The organism is Leptobacterium flavescens, from assembly GCF_010671605.1.
GTDB classification, from domain to species: domain Bacteria; phylum Bacteroidota; class Bacteroidia; order Flavobacteriales; family Flavobacteriaceae; genus Leptobacterium; species Leptobacterium flavescens.
This window is the reverse complement of the sequence record NZ_JAABOO010000003.1, coordinates 641,831-656,771: the sequence shown is the minus strand read 5'-3', so window position 1 is coordinate 656,771 and position 14,941 is coordinate 641,831. Positions and strand designations below refer to the sequence as shown.

12 protein-coding genes are annotated in these 14,941 nt (G+C 40.6%); 9 read left to right on the top strand and 3 right to left on the bottom strand.

Translation table 11 applies throughout. The features are described from left to right. The first annotated feature begins 5 nt into the window (after window positions 1-5). The 5 genes from GWK08_RS15195 to rodA are packed head-to-tail and all read left to right on the top strand — an operon-like array spanning window position 6 to window position 5,565. Window positions 6-1,034, top strand: coding sequence for a rod shape-determining protein (locus tag GWK08_RS15195; RefSeq protein WP_163608081.1), 1,029 nt, complete (start codon window positions 6-8; stop codon window positions 1,032-1,034). A gap of 15 nt (window positions 1,035-1,049) precedes the next feature. Next, window positions 1,050-1,877 (top strand): rod shape-determining protein MreC, encoded by an 828-nt coding sequence (gene mreC / locus GWK08_RS15190; RefSeq protein WP_163608080.1) that lies wholly within the window; start codon window positions 1,050-1,052, stop codon window positions 1,875-1,877. After that, window positions 1,867-2,376, top strand: coding sequence for a rod shape-determining protein MreD (locus GWK08_RS15185; RefSeq protein ID WP_163608079.1), 510 nt, complete (start codon window positions 1,867-1,869; stop codon window positions 2,374-2,376). Before mreC ends, GWK08_RS15185 begins: the two co-directional genes overlap by 11 nt. After that, window positions 2,373-4,292, top strand: coding sequence for a penicillin-binding protein 2 (mrdA, locus tag GWK08_RS15180; protein WP_163608078.1), 1,920 nt, complete (start codon window positions 2,373-2,375; stop codon window positions 4,290-4,292). The genes GWK08_RS15185 and mrdA overlap by 4 nt, the downstream gene beginning before the upstream one ends. Continuing rightward, on the top strand, window positions 4,282-5,565 hold the full coding sequence (gene rodA / locus GWK08_RS15175) for a rod shape-determining protein RodA (RefSeq protein WP_163608077.1): 1,284 nt from the start codon (window positions 4,282-4,284) through the stop codon (window positions 5,563-5,565). Before mrdA ends, rodA begins: the two co-directional genes overlap by 11 nt. A 1-nt stretch (window position 5,566) precedes the next feature. Here the strand turns inward: rodA and GWK08_RS15170 are convergent, their stop codons facing one another. Next, complete coding sequence (locus tag GWK08_RS15170; protein ID WP_163608076.1) at window positions 5,567-6,376, bottom strand: DNA/RNA non-specific endonuclease; 810 nt, start codon at window positions 6,374-6,376, stop codon at window positions 5,567-5,569. Window positions 6,377-6,687: 311 nt separating this feature from the next. On the opposite strand from GWK08_RS15170, the gene GWK08_RS15165 reads away from it, so the two are divergent. Beyond that, the gene (locus tag GWK08_RS15165; protein WP_163608075.1) at window positions 6,688-8,301 is read left to right on the top strand and encodes a vitamin K epoxide reductase family protein; all 1,614 of its coding nucleotides are present in this window, start codon (window positions 6,688-6,690) and stop codon (window positions 8,299-8,301) included. Window positions 8,302-9,304: 1,003 nt separating this feature from the next. On the opposite strand, the gene GWK08_RS15160 is transcribed toward GWK08_RS15165, so the two are convergent. Then, on the bottom strand, window positions 9,305-10,414 hold the full coding sequence (locus tag GWK08_RS15160) for an ABC transporter permease (protein ID WP_163608074.1): 1,110 nt from the start codon (window positions 10,412-10,414) through the stop codon (window positions 9,305-9,307). 7 nt (window positions 10,415-10,421) lie between these two features. Next, entirely contained in the window at window positions 10,422-12,554 is a 2,133-nt protein-coding gene (locus GWK08_RS15155) for a carboxy terminal-processing peptidase (protein WP_163608073.1), read from the bottom strand. A gap of 148 nt (window positions 12,555-12,702) precedes the next feature. Here GWK08_RS15155 and surE point away from each other — a divergent pair, with 148 nt between their 5' ends. From surE to lpxB, 3 genes are read left to right on the top strand one after another with little or no spacing between them, the layout of a single operon-like run. Further along, complete coding sequence (surE, locus tag GWK08_RS15150; RefSeq protein WP_163608072.1) at window positions 12,703-13,482, top strand: 5'/3'-nucleotidase SurE; 780 nt, start codon at window positions 12,703-12,705, stop codon at window positions 13,480-13,482. Beyond that, the gene (locus GWK08_RS15145; RefSeq protein ID WP_163608071.1) at window positions 13,475-13,765 is read left to right on the top strand and encodes a hypothetical protein; all 291 of its coding nucleotides are present in this window, start codon (window positions 13,475-13,477) and stop codon (window positions 13,763-13,765) included. Before surE ends, GWK08_RS15145 begins: the two co-directional genes overlap by 8 nt. 3 nt (window positions 13,766-13,768) lie before the next feature. Continuing rightward, complete coding sequence (gene lpxB, locus GWK08_RS15140) at window positions 13,769-14,881, top strand: lipid-A-disaccharide synthase (protein ID WP_163608070.1); 1,113 nt, start codon at window positions 13,769-13,771, stop codon at window positions 14,879-14,881. Window positions 14,882-14,941: the final 60 nt, after the last annotated feature.

Below are 14,941 nucleotides of genomic sequence, written 5' to 3'. Positions count from 1 at the left end.
ATTAAATGGGATTTTTTGACTTCTTAACAGAGGAAATAGCAATAGATTTGGGAACTGCAAATACTTTGATCATCCACAATGATAAGGTTGTGGTTGACAGTCCTTCTATTGTTGCGAGAGACCGTATGAACGGAAAAATTATTGCAGTGGGCAAAGAAGCAAATATGATGCAGGGGAAAACGCATGAAAATATAAAAACGATCAGGCCACTGAAGGACGGGGTAATTGCAGATTTCGACGCTTCGGAAAAAATGATCAATATGTTCATTAAAAATATTCCTGCACTTAAGAAAAAGATATTCACTCCTTCTCTTAAAATGGTGATCTGTATCCCGTCGGGGATCACGGAAGTTGAAATGAGGGCGGTAAAAGAATCTGCCGAAAGAGTTAACGGGAAGGAAGTATACCTGATTCACGAACCTATGGCAGCGGCTATCGGAATTGGTCTTGATATCATGCAGCCAAAAGGAAATATGATCGTAGATATAGGAGGAGGAACCACGGAAATTGCCGTAATTGCCCTCGGAGGGATCGTATGTGATAAATCGGTGAAGATTGCAGGTGATGTATTTACCAACGATATCATCTACTACATGCGCACCCAGCACAATTTATACGTTGGAGAGACCACGGCAGAAAACATCAAGATCCAGATAGGTGCGGCCACGGAGGATCTGGAGATCCCGCCGGAAGAAATGAGCGTACAGGGGCGAGATCTTTTAACAGGAAAGCCTAAGCAGGTGCAGATTACCTGGAGGGAGATTGCCAAAGCCCTGGACAAATCTATTCTTAGAGTGGAAGATGCGGTTATGGAAACTTTATCGCAAACCCCGCCGGAGCTTGCAGCCGATATCTACAATACCGGGATCTACCTTGCTGGAGGAGGATCTATGCTCAGAGGCCTGGATAAGCGTCTATCTCAGAAAACAGATCTTCCTGTTTTTATTGCGGAAGATCCTTTAAGAGCTGTGGTAAGAGGAACCGGAATTGCATTAAAGAATATAGACAGATACAAGAGTATTCTTATCAGATAAGACAGCTAAAATGACATGCAGAATATTATTGCTTTTTTCATAAGAAACAGGAATTTTTTCTTTTTCCTTGCATTGTTGTCATTATCTCTTGTCTTTACTTTTCAATCTCATTCCTATCACAGAAGCAAATTCATTAATTCGGCTAACTGGTTAACCGGGGGAGTTTATGAATCTGTGAATAATATCAGTTCTTATTTCGATCTGAAAGAACAAAATCAGAAACTGGTTGAAGAAAACCTGAGACTGAGAAATCTTATATTAAATCAGGGCGAGAATACGGTAGATTCTCTTATAAAAGACAGTACTAACAATCTCCTTAATTACAGGATAAAGAGTGCAACCGTTATCAAGAACAGTTACAATAAGACCAAAAACTATATCCTGATCAACAAAGGAAAAAAGGACGGGATAAAGCAGGATCTCGGAGTGATAACCACGAACGGGATCGTAGGTATTATAGACAATACTTCTTCAGGTCACAGCACGGTGCAATCTGTACTGAATTCCTTGTCTGAGATCAATGCTCAGCTAAAAAACACCTCTCACTTCGGAACTCTTGAGTGGGATACGAAAAAAAGAAATATTGTTCAGCTTACCGATATCCCGGATCTTGCAAATCCGCAGGTGGGAGACACCATAATTACCGGGGGGATGTCTACCATTTTCCCTAAGAATATCCCAATCGGGACCATCATGGATTTTAAATTCGACGATTCCGAGAACTATTATATTATAAACGTTAAGCTGTTTAATGATATGACCAGCCTGGAGCATGTTTATATTATAGAGAACATGAATACGGATGAAATTAAGCAATTGGAAAACCTGACGAATGAACAGTGATATCATCTTAAATATTGTCCGTTTTATTCTCCTGGTCCTTGCCCAGGTACTTGTGTTTAATCATATAGATTTCCTTGGATTTATAAATCCGTATATCTATATCCTTTTTATCCTCCTCTATCCCATTAAAAAAGAAAACCGGGCACAGTTCCTTTTCCTGGCTTTTCTGATCGGTTTTTTTGTCGATCTCTTCAGTGATACCGGAGGGGTCAATGCAGCTGCATCGGTCTGTATTGCTTACATAAGACCGGTAGTGCTTAAGTTTGCATTCGGGAATATTTACGAATACCAGATCATTAAAATAAGTAATACTCCCATTGGCCAGAGAGTGGTATATCTAATCATTATGATACTCATTCACCACCTTATACTTTTCGGTCTGGAAATTTTTAGCTTCTCTAATATACTTTCTATATTAAAAAATACGTTATTTTCCAGTGTATTTACCGTATTTTTATGCTTATTGATCATACCCCTTCTTAGAAAAGCCAAATCATGAGAAAACTACTTTTATCCTCTATCGTCGTAATTATAGCCATCGTATATATCGGGCGGCTATCGTATTTACAGGTCTGGAACCCTCCTACCGGTAATCTTTTGGACGATACTGCGATAAAAGCCATCTATGATTATCCTGAACGGGGATACATATACGATCGTAACGGGCAGCTTCTTGTAGCCAATCAGCCGGCGTATGATGTCATGGTCATTCCCAAGGATGTAAAAGCTCTGGATACCCTGGAGTTTTGCAAGCTCTTAAACATCAGTAAGGAAGATTTTATTGAGAAATACCGAAAAGCACGGGTATACTCTCCCAGGCTTCCCTCGGTATTTGTCCCTCAGCTTTCCAAAGGTGAATACGCCCTGCTGCAGGAAAAAATGAGAAAATACGAAGGCTTCTATATACAGAAGCGTTCTCTTCGCTATTATGCAGAGAGTACGGCCGCCAATGTCCTCGGATATATTAGTGAGGTAAACGAGCGCGATCTTAAAAAACACACTTATTACCAATCGGGAGAACTGATCGGAAGACAGGGAGTAGAAGAACAGTACGAAGAGGTATTAAGAGGAAGGAAAGGCGTAAAATTTATACAGAAAGATCGTTTTAACCGGGTTATCGGCCCTTATAAAAACGGTTCCTATGATACCCTCCCCATTCAGGGGAATGATATACACCTGACCCTCGACAGGGATCTGCAGATGTATGGAGAACAGTTAATGGTAAACAAAAGAGGCGGGATCGTTGCTCTGGATCCAAAGACGGGAGAGATCCTCAGTCTGGTCTCGGCACCTACCTACGACCCTGCTTTACTGGTTGGAAGGCAGCGTTCCAGAAACTACACCAAACTCTATTACGATTCTATCGCCAATCCTACTTTCGATCGCGGTCTGCTGGCAATGTATTCTCCGGGATCGCCTTTTAAAACATTAAATGCTCTTATTGCCCTTGAGGAAGAAGTTGTAAACGAGCATACCACTTTTACCTGTTATCACGGTTATCGTTACGGAAGGAGTTCTTTTATGGGCTGTCATTGCAATAGCGGAGCCAGAAATAATATGAACAGAGGGATATACGAGTCCTGTAACTCGTATTTTGCCAATGTTTACAGAAGAGTTATCGAAAAATACCCAAGCCCGGCAGAGGGGATAAATAAATGGTCTGACCATATCAAAAGCTTTGGCCTTGGGAACTATCTGGATTACGACCTGCCTACAGGGAAGAGAGGAAGGGTTCCGGGTGAAGGTGAATACAACAGGAAATACGGAGAGAAACGCTGGTTTGCCACGAATACCATCTCTAATGCGATCGGTCAGGGAGAAATCCTTACCACTCCTATCCAGCTGGCAAATATTACGGCAGCTATCGCCAATCGCGGATGGTACATCAAACCGCACATCTTAAAAAAGGTAGGTAAAAGGGATACCATCGCGAAAAAATACACGGAAAAACACTTCACGACCATAAGCCCTGAGCATTTTGAACCTGTTATTCAGGGTATGTATGATGTTTATAATAAAGGAACTGCAAAATGGATCCAGGTCCCGGGGATCAAGATCGCCGGAAAGACCGGAACGGTTGAGAATTTCACCAGGATTAACGGTGAAAGAGCGCAGCTGACAGATCATTCGATCTTTGTTGCTTTTGCTCCGATTGAAGACCCGAAAATAGCCATTGCTGTTTTTGTGGAAAACGGATATTGGGGAAATCGATGGGCAGGAAGGATTGCAGGCCTGATGATAGAAAAATACATCAAGGGAGAGATCAGCAGGAAGGACATGGAAGATTATGTGCTGAATGGCAGTCTGGAGGAAGAGTACGCAAAACCCTTAAGCGGCAAATCTTTCAGAATTAATGACGGAAAGGATTTTATTAGCATAAATGGCGAGAAGCCAACAATAGAAGATGAGCGCTAAGCTGATTCAAAAAATAGACTGGTTAAGCATTTTACTTTATTTTTCACTGGTTATCATAGGCTGGCTGAATATCTATTCTACCACCCTTACCGATGAGAACACTTCTGTTTTTAACCTTACGCTTCCATACGGAAAGCAATTGTTCTTTATAGGTCTAAGCGTTTTTCTCATCATCCTGGTCTTATCTGTCGAAGCAAAGTTCTACGAACGGTTTTCCAGTATCATTTACCTGGTTTCCCTGGTTTTTCTTCTCGGCTTGTTTGTTTTCGGAAAAAATGTAAACGGAGCTACCTCCTGGTATGCGATCGGAGGGATGACCCTCCAGCCATCGGAATTTGCCAAGGCGGCAACGGCGCTCGCTCTGGCTAAATACCTCAGCGATATACAAACCAGTATAAACAGGCTTAAAGATCAGTTAAGGGCTCTGCTTATCATTGCCATACCGGCACTATTGATCATCCCTCAACCCGATCCGGGAAGTGCTTTGGTTTATGCCTCTTTCTTCTTTGTTCTATACAGAGAAGGGCTTTCTCCTCTCTACCTGTTTATAGGTCTGGTTGCAATATTGCTTTTTGTAGCTACTCTTATCTTTCAGTCCGCCTGGGTTGCTTTCGGGAGTTTTGCTATTGTACTGCTGGTATTTATTGTTAAAAAACGAAGGAACAAAAGGACTTCTGTTCTCCCCTATTTAATTACACTTATAGCGGCTATCGGATTTTCCTATTCGGTTAGTTTTATTTACAATAATGTATTCGAGCAAAGGCACAGAGACCGCTTCGGACTTTGGTTACGATTGGAAAAAGACCCGCAAAAACTTGATGAGATAAGAAAAACCATTGGCTACAACACTTTTCAATCGGAATCTGCTATCGGTTCCGGTGGTTTTTTCGGAAAGGGATACCTGGAAGGTACCAGGACAAAAGGAGATTTTGTTCCGGAACAGCATACCGATTTTATCTTTAGTACGGTAGGTGAAGAATGGGGTTTTGCAGGAAGTACTCTGGTAGTTCTTTTATTCTCTATTTTGCTGTTGCGACTCCTGTTTTTAGCCGAAAGACAGAAATCTCAGTTTAGCCGGATATACGGTTATAGTGTGGCTTCTATTTTATTTTTCCATTTTGCCATCAATATCGGAATGGTTATCGGCCTTCTCCCGACTGTGGGGATCCCACTTCCGTTCTTTAGCTACGGAGGATCGGGGCTTTGGGGCTTCACCATTCTGCTCTTTATCTTTCTTAAGTTAGATGCCAACAGGATCAATGAATGGCTATAAGCTAAAACCAGTCACTGCTTCCATTGATTGATTCCAGTTTTTCCTCTATCCGATCATCCAGTTTGGTAAAAAAATCTATCCCGGTAAGCTCCTCGATCCTGTCTACCGGAACTACAAAGTCTTCCAGGGAACTACTACTTTCTTCATGAGGGATCAGAAAGCCTATGATCTTATAATTCCCGTTCTGGTTGTCCAGCAAGACCTTATAAAAGTACTCCGGTACAGATACTCCTTCCTTTCCGATAGTTTTCAGCTCCTTGTTAAGAATACCTCCCGTTACCACAAAGATCCCGTCATATTTTTTTGCCCAGTATCTGCTCTTTTGCTCCAGTCTGTTCCATATTCCGCTGTTAAAGCTGTGTTTCTGAGGAGTTACATTACTGGTATAAAAGGTCTCATTATAAGCCGGAACAGAAAACCTTCTGTCTCCTGCCGGACATAAATGCCCTCTGTCGTAGCCGGAATTCTTGTAATTCCTCCAATCTGCAGAACGCGATCTCAGCTTGGGATCCTCGATAAAATACGGCCGTTTTATATTGTTTTGGGAAAGATGTGCTTTTTTAAGCTCGTACGCCACCCACTCTGCCTGTTCATGTGCTTCATCGTAAGACAGGGAGTAGTAATTATGATGTACTACCTGACGTGTTGTAGAGGTCGGAAGATAAAAAGTATTGATCCCTTCTCCTGGCTCAGGGTCATTTTCCTCAACCGGAGTCCTGTTTTCCGGTTCTGTCAGCACATACTCCTCGATCACAAAAAACAAAATAGTCAGCAGCACTATGGCAACAGAATAAAAGGATTTCTTTCTCATTTAAAATAAATTAGCCTTCAAATTTATAAATAGCATGGGAAATTCCAATTGCAAAAAGTTTAAAAAAACATCCGTAATTGAGGTAAAAAAACACTCTGACTACGGTATTTTTATTCCAATATAATACAGTTAAAGCTCAAAACAAGGCATCTTTTAAGTAAACGTTAAATATTATGTAATTTGTCGATGATTTTGACTTCTTAATCTATACTCTTCTTAATTTTATAGAAAGTTCCAACCATAACAAATCATTTATTTCGTACAAATGATTGCAGTAAAAGCTGCTAATACACACAATTAACATTTTTAAAATGGATAAACTCGTATTGAAATATCTTGTTGAGTCCAATTACTTAAACATTGACTCTCAGGATTTAAAATTACAATTGCTGGCCCATCCCGATTATCCTTCTTTAAAATCGATTACAGATACTCTGGATTATTTTAAAATAGAAAACATTGCGGCCTCCATACCTAAAGAATACCTCGATCAGCTCCCTGAGCATTTCCTGACCCTTGTAGGGACCGAAGAAGGAAAACAGCTGGTTATGGTAAGCCGACACCCTTCAAATACCAGGATACGCATATATAGCGATAAAGGGCATAAAGAAAAAATACAACTGGAAGATTTTGAGCCCAGATGGGGCCCTACAATCATAGCTATAGAGCCGCAAAAACCTGAGCTCGATAAAAAGATCAAAAGGATATCGAATTTTAAGCTGGTCGGTGGACTTTTGATTGTGGCTTCACTTTTTCTGTACGGCTGGAACAATTTTGAACTGATCCCAGTCCTCTATTATCTTCTCTCCTTTGGAGGGGCCTATCTTAGTTTTTTGATCGCCAGAGAAGAAATGGGTTTAAATACAGCCAATATTGTTAAGCTCTGTACCAAATATTCGAATACGAGCTGTTCTGATGTGATCAAATCTAACGGAGCAAAGTTATTCGGTCTGGTTTCCTTAAGCGATATGGCTATCTCCTATTCTGCCACCCTTATCCTGTTTCTGTTGTTTAACGGCTATCAGAATTCTATTTTAATGAGTATAGGGGCACTTTCTGTGCCGGTATTGATCTACTCTGTATTCTATCAGTGGTATTCCGTAAAAAAATGGTGCCTGCTCTGTTTAGGGATCGCAGCAGTGATAGTTACCCAGTTTTCGCTAACACTCATCGGGAATACTCCTTTTTATCTCCCTGTCAAAGAAGTTTCCTTTTTTGTTTTCGCTTTTGCTGCATCGCTTTTTTTATGGACAAGATTAAAGCCTCTGATAAAGGAAAATCACAGTTTAAGATCTGCCCGGATCGATTTTATGAAATTCAAGCGAAACCTTGAATTGTTTACCGGTTTGCTCACAAAAAAGGCACTTGTTAAAGACGATAAGATCTATGATTCAGGTTCGCTTATAAGTTTCGGGAATCCAAAAGCTCCCTTAAAAATTATAGCCATTACCAACCCGCTTTGCGGTTTTTGCAAAGCTTCCTTTCAAACTTATACAAGTCTTCTGGATACACATGCCGAAGATATACACATCTCCTTCGTTTTTAATGTCAATTACCAAAGCGAGAACAATGAAGGGACTCAGATCTCCCATCGCTTGCTGGAAAAATTCTTCCTGGAAGATGAAGAAAAATGCCTGGATGCCTTTAAAGAATGGTTTCAGGACAGGAATATAGCTTCCTGGCAGAAGAAGTTCGGTATCAGTAAAAAACTGACCTACAAACACCTCCTGGAAGCACAATCGGAGTGGTGTAAAGCCAACAGCATTAATTACACTCCTGCCACGGTTATAAACGGATACTATTTCCCTAAGGAATACGAGATCAAGGACCTCGGTTTATTTATAGATGAGCTGATCGCAGCACCACCTGCATACTCATCTGACTCTCAAAAAAAACAGGGTAATAGCGAACTGATAAAAACATAAAGATATCCTTGCAAGGACAGACATATCCCCGAGTGTCTATAAAGGTTCGGGAAAACACAAAACCATCAAAACTTTAAATTATGTTGAAAGACATTTTAAAATTAAAAAATGCTCAGCTAATAGCTAAAGAAGAGCAGAAGAGTATTAGCGGTGGCTGCCCAACCTGGCCCACCAATGAATCTGATTGTATTGCATGTGGAGGGAACTGGAGTTTTCCTTTATGTGAACTTCCACATGATTCACCCTGTGCACACTAGAATTGACTAGTCGCAAAAGACACGAACCTGAGTGTCTGTAAATGTTCAGGAGTATAAACCATAGAAATTTTAAATCATGTTAAAAAACATTTTAAAACTAAAAGGAACTCAGAAACTAAGCAGGGAAGAGCTTAATCGCATCAATGGAGCAGGAGTAAGTACAAATTTAGGAGTTTGTGCGAACAACCTCGGCCAAATCTTTTACATACCCTGTGATTGCGTATGTCCAGATCGGACTGATCCTATTTGCGGTTTCTAAGGAAGCTATATTAAAAGGGCCTGATATTGGCTCTTAATTGATGAATTGGTAACAGCTACTCTCTGATATTTACCCCATATGCTGCAACCAGAAGGCCTTTAAGGGAATTCAGAAATATGGTAAATGTTACCAATTCACTTTTCTAAACAACATTATTAATAAATATTTAAAAATTACAACCATGTTAAACAAATTAAAGAATCTTAAAGGAGTACAATCGTTAAGCAAAAACGAACAAACTAAAATCAGCGGGAGCGGTATAAAGTTAGGTCCTTGCGGAGGCACAGGCGGGCTTAGCAGATGTAATGTAGACAATGCGGCTCATTGCTTTGCAATAGGCGGAAATGTCTATACAGGCGGATGCTGCTGGTTTTGTTTTTAATAACCGTAACAGTTAAGTATATATCCGAAAATGGGGTCGCAAGATCTCATTTTCGGTCTTTATAGAAATACGCAAGCGTCTTAAACTTTAAATAAATACAGGAAGTTAATTTTTTACGTCCAAAGCATCCCTCAGGGCGTTCCCCATAAGCATAAATGCCATTACCAGACTCATAATAGCCAGTCCGGGAATAACTGCCAGATATGGTTTTCCCAGGATAATATAACTGTAGTGATCCTTGATCATACTTCCCCAGCTTGGCATTGGAGGTTGTGCTCCTATCCCCAGAAAACTGAGTCCGCTTTCAATCAGGATAGCCGAAGCAAAGTTTGCTGCCGAGATCACAATGATCGGCGCCATAACATTAGGTAAAATATGACTGAAAACGATCTTCAGATCACTAAACCCAAGGGCCTTTGCTGCCGTAACGTATTGCATCTCCTTGGCGCTTAATACCTGTCCGCGTACCACCCTGGCCACTTCTACCCACATCGTTAATCCAACGGCAATAAATACCTGCCAGAAACCTTTTCCGAGGGTAAGAGTAATAGCAATTACAAGCAGTAAAGTAGGAATAGACCAGGTAACATTAATGATCCACATAATAACAGTGTCTGTTTTACCTCCGAAGTAACCCGCCATTGCTCCCAAAAATATTCCGATAAGCAGGGAAATAAACACTGCAATAAACCCGATAGAAAAGGAAATACGTGCCCCTACCAGCATTCTGCTCAGAAGGTCTCTTCCGTATTTATCTGTTCCGAGAAGGAATTTTTTATCGGAGATATACTTTTTTACGATCTCATCTGTACTGAGGCCTGCCGGAAAATCTTCTAAAGACACTTTCTTCTCCATTCCCTTTTCTCCGTTACCGATATATTCGGAAATTACCAGCTCTTCACCTTCCACACTATAGGTCGATATGGGGATCTCCGTATCGTTAATATAAGTTCCGAATATCAGTTTCTCCAACGCAGATTGGGAGGCTTCATTCTGAGAGGGGATCGTTAGCATTTTTACCTTAAAACCCGGAGCTTTTGAATGTATGGACAAATGCATCTGATTTGCATTCCTTGAGGAATCAGGTGCCAGGACATAGGCAAAAACGGCCATCAGACCACATAAGGAGATAAAGACAAAACTTAAAACGCCCCAAAAGTTCTTTTTAAACTTTCGGAGCGCTAATTGAGTTAATGAGGTAGACCGGTTACTCATAAAAGTTTTATCCTTTTATTCCTGCAACCTTTCCTCTTCTAATATTACTTATCTGAAGATCTTCCAGTACATTGATCGCTTCTTCCACATAAACATCCTTTGCAAGATCTCTGTGCCAGCGATCACGCTTCTGCTTTAAAACACTGTCTTTTGCAAACAATCTCGTTTCGTACGGAAGCGAATTAAAGCTCAGATTGGTTTTGTAATCTGAGATGGCTTTGAAATACTCTGCCCTTTTTTCATTTTTGGCATTTTCTTTCTTATAAGCCTCATAGTTCAGTGAATACTTTTTATTATCTGACTGATCCTTTATCCATCTCGCATTTTCATCGATCAGTTTCAACTGAGCATTGATAGCCATTCTTTTTTTACTTTTTTCGATGGTGCTCTCATAATCGATATACCCGTCCCAGGCATCGTAATTAGCAGCACTTATCTTATCCCATGGCAGTGGGTTTTCCTGATCTTTTTCTCCCACATCTATATAGCTGTAACGATCCGGAACCACTACATCACTCTTTACTCCTTCCAGCTGAGTGGATCCTCCGTTAATACGATAGAACTTTTGTGTCGTAACTTTCAGAGCTCCAACGTCTCCGAAGTCATTATTGCTTTTCAGGAACTGGTTAAGATCTATTATATTCTGAACGGTTCCTTTTCCGTAAGTCTGCTTACTTCCCAGTACAATAGCTCTTTTGTAATCCTGCATCGCTGCTGCAAGGATCTCAGAGGCTGAAGCAGATAATTCATTTACCAGAATTACCAGCGGACCATCCCATTGAATTCGGGAATCCCTGTCGTCCAGCACTTCTTTGCGCTGACCGGTAGATTTTACCTGAACAATAGGTCCGTCTTTAATAAAGAGTCCTGCCATATCAACCACAGTTTTCAGGGAACCTCCTCCGTTACCTCTCAGGTCAAGAACAAGTCCTTCCATTCCTTCGGCACGCAGTCTTTCTATTTCCTTGGCAACATCGTTTGCTGCATTTCTCTCTTTATAATCTTTAAAATCTATATAGAATTTCGGAAGGTTAATGATCCCGAATTTTCTGTCTCCTTTTTTAACAATAGAGGTCTTTGCATAAGATTCTTCCAGCTCCACCACATCTCTGATGATCGATACCACCTCAACAGTACCATCTACTCTTTTAAGCGTTAATTTTACTTCTGTTCCTTTCGGACCTTTAATAAGCTTAATAGCATCGTCTAAACGCATTCCGACAATATCCACCGGCTCCTCATCTCCCTGAGCTACCTTAAGGATCTCATCGCCAACCTCAACACTTTGCTCTCTCCAAACCGGACCTCCGGAAATAATCTCCGAAACTTTTATCACATCAAAGCGTTTCTGTAAACGAGCACCTATTCCTTCGAATTTCCCGGAAATACTAATATCGAATCTGTCTTTTTCCTCAGGAGCAAAATAAAAGGTATGAGGGTCAAACTCCTCAACGATGGCATTGATATACTGAGAAAACCAGTCTTTTCTCTCTAAATCGTCGGTAAAAGCAAAATACTCATCCATTGCGGTCAGTGTCTTTTCCCTTACTTCCTTCTCAATGGCATCCAGAGATTCCATTTCATAAGAAGGATCTTCCTTCTTTTTCTTTTCTTCATCCTCTATTCTAAAAGCATAATCGTCTATGGTAGAGAATTTAAGTTGCCTTCTCCATATTTCCGCCAATTCTCTTTTTGATTTTGCATAGGTGTGAGATTCGTAATCCACATCGATGGTTTCATCCTTTTTAAAATTAAAAGGGATCCCCAGCACATCTTTATAAATAGATTTAGCTTCCTCCATTCGCTTCATTAAGCGACTGTGTGTCAGGTTAAAAAAGCTGATGTCAGAGTTTTTGATCTGATCATCTATCTGAAGCTCGTACTTTTTAAATTCCTTGATATCCGCATCGGTAAAAAACCTTCTGAACGGGTCAAGGCTATTGATATAATCTTTAAATACATTCTTTGAGAAGTTGTCATTTACATCTTTGGGATCGAAATGACCTTTTTCCAGAACATAAGAAATAAGCTCAATAAGAAGTTTATCTTTTTCGGGGTTTTCAAAAGTTTTATTCGTAAAACTGCATGAAGCAACCGAGATTATCAGTACTCCAAGAATATAAACCAGGTTCCTTTTCATAATATCCATTTTATTAATCAGTGGCTCTAAAATACTGAAAAAACTGTGCCACAATGCTACAATGTTACTAATTTTTTGTTAAACGACCCATAAAGTCCATTTAACTGCCAAATTGTTTATTTTAGCATTCTCAAAACAACTTCTTCGTATGAGTGAAAAACCTTTAATATTAGTTACAAACGACGACGGAATTACGGCACCGGGGCTCAGGTCGCTGATCAGTATTATGAATGAGATAGGCGATGTAGTAGTCGTTGCTCCCGATAGCCCGCAATCGGCTATGGGGCATGCCATCACTATTAACTCTACCCTGTATTGCAGTCCGATAAATATTGATGAGGAAGGTCATCAGATAGAATACAGTTGCAGCGGAACTCCTGCAGATTGTGTTAAACTGGCAGTGAATGAGATCCTTAATCGCAAACCGGATATCTGCATCAGCGGTATTAATCACGGTTCCAATTCTTCTATCAATGTGATTTATTCCGGAACAATGAGTGCAGCAGTCGAAGCCGGAATTGAAGGAATTCCTGCCATAGGTTTTTCCTTATGTGATTATTCCTGGGAAGCTAATTTCGATGCCATCCGTGAAGATGTAAAGAAAATAACCTTAAATGCCCTTAAATACGGGATGCCGAATGGTGTTGTTTTGAACGTGAACTTCCCAAAACTCAAAAAAGAAGAAATTAAAGGAATTAAAATATGCAGGCAGGCTAAAGCCAACTGGGTGGAGGAGTTTGATAAAAGGACCAATCCACAGGGGCGTGATTACTACTGGTTAACCGGAAAATTCATCAATCACGACAAAGGTCAGGATACCGATGAATGGGCACTGGCCAACGGTTATATTTCTGTGGTTCCGGTTCAGTACGATCTGACCGCTCATCACGCTATTCAGGATCTTAACATGTGGAATTTAAATGGCTAAAAAAGAGATTTTCATAGGTTTTCTGGTAGGGCTGATCGCCAATACACTGGGGGTTATCCTTTGTATCCTGTACCTGGCCAATTTTACAAAACTCACATTTAAGACCTCCATTATAGTGGCCTATGAACAGGGAAATCTCGGAAGCATTATTGCTCTCGGGGCTATTATGAATGTGATTGCTTTTTTCCTTTTCCTGCGGATCAAAAGAGATCTCAGGGCAAGAGGCGTGCTTATGGCTACGGTATTTGCAGCTGTTGGAATACTGATCTATAAACTAATGTAATTCATGAAGTACTACATCATCGCAGGAGAAGCATCCGGAGATCTTCACGGTTCCAATCTCATGAAGGCATTAAAGGAACAGGATAAAAATGCCGATTTCAGGATATGGGGAGGTGATCTGATGCAAAATGTGGGAGGCACCCTGGTAAAGCATTTCAAGGACCTTGCTTTTATGGGGTTTGTGGAAGTGATTTCCAATCTCAGAACTATCCTGGGAAATATTGCCTTTTGTAAAAAGGATATTTCAGAATACCAGCCTGATGTTATAGTATTTATAGATTACCCCGGTTTTAACCTGCGGATAGCAGAATGGGCCAAAAAAGAAGGGTATCGTACCCATTATTATATTTCCCCGCAAATATGGGCCTGGAAGGAAAGCCGGATCAAAAAAATAAAAAGGGATGTCGATGAGATGTATGTCATCCTTCCGTTTGAAAAACCTTTTTACGAAGACAAGCATCAGTTTAAAGTACATTTTGTAGGTCATCCGCTTATAGATGCCATTAGCGGACGGCAGCAGGTAAACGAGTTAAAGTTCAGGTCGGAATACAAGCTCGACAAGTTGAAGCCTATTATTGCTATCCTTCCCGGAAGCAGGAAACAGGAGATCAGAAAAATGCTTTCGGTAATGCTGGCAGTAGTGGATAAATTTCCGGATTATCAATTCGTTATTGCCGGAGCACCCAGCCTGGATTACGAATTTTACAAGCCTTTTGTCTCTAACCCGAATGTACATTTTGTTTCGAACCGCACTTACGATCTTTTAAGCGTGGCCTATGCTGCCATGGTTACCAGCGGTACCGCAACCCTGGAAACCGCTCTTTTTAAAATACCGGAAGTGGTTTGCTATAAAGGCAACTGGATCTCCTACCAGATCGCAAAGAGGATCATTACCCTGAAATATATTTCCCTGGTTAACCTTATCATGGATAAGGAAGTGGTTACAGAGCTAATACAAGGCGATTTTAATAAGGACAGACTGGAAGAGGAACTCCGGAGAATACTGGATCAGAAACACCGGGAAAAATTGTTCTCGGATTACTTTGAACTGGAGAAAAAACTGGGAGGAAAGGGAGCCAGTGAAAATACAGCACGACTGATCATCGACAAACTGTAAAAAACCAAAAAACAATGCGGGCTAAAAAAATTTCATTTAATTTGTGTAAACTTTGCCCCG

Excerpts from the sequence above, each read along its gene's own strand:
- rodA (WP_163608077.1), top strand. The coding sequence starts at position 4,282 with ATGAGCGCTAAGCTGATTCAAAAAATAGACTGGTTAAGCATTTTACTT.
- surE (WP_163608072.1), top strand. The coding sequence starts at position 12,703 with ATGAGTGAAAAACCTTTAATATTAGTTACAAACGACGACGGAATTACG.
- mreC (WP_163608080.1), top strand. The coding sequence starts at position 1,050 with ATGCAGAATATTATTGCTTTTTTCATAAGAAACAGGAATTTTTTCTTT.
- GWK08_RS15185 (WP_163608079.1), top strand. The coding sequence starts at position 1,867 with ATGAACAGTGATATCATCTTAAATATTGTCCGTTTTATTCTCCTGGTC.
- GWK08_RS15170 (WP_163608076.1), bottom strand. The coding sequence starts at position 6,376 with ATGAGAAAGAAATCCTTTTATTCTGTTGCCATAGTGCTGCTGACTATT.
- GWK08_RS15195 (WP_163608081.1), top strand. The coding sequence starts at position 6 with ATGGGATTTTTTGACTTCTTAACAGAGGAAATAGCAATAGATTTGGGA.
- mrdA (WP_163608078.1), top strand. The coding sequence starts at position 2,373 with ATGAGAAAACTACTTTTATCCTCTATCGTCGTAATTATAGCCATCGTA.
- GWK08_RS15160 (WP_163608074.1), bottom strand. The coding sequence starts at position 10,414 with ATGAGTAACCGGTCTACCTCATTAACTCAATTAGCGCTCCGAAAGTTT.
- lpxB (WP_163608070.1), top strand. The coding sequence starts at position 13,769 with ATGAAGTACTACATCATCGCAGGAGAAGCATCCGGAGATCTTCACGGT.
- GWK08_RS15155 (WP_163608073.1), bottom strand. The coding sequence starts at position 12,554 with ATGAAAAGGAACCTGGTTTATATTCTTGGAGTACTGATAATCTCGGTT.
- GWK08_RS15145 (WP_163608071.1), top strand. The coding sequence starts at position 13,475 with ATGGCTAAAAAAGAGATTTTCATAGGTTTTCTGGTAGGGCTGATCGCC.
- GWK08_RS15165 (WP_163608075.1), top strand. The coding sequence starts at position 6,688 with ATGGATAAACTCGTATTGAAATATCTTGTTGAGTCCAATTACTTAAAC.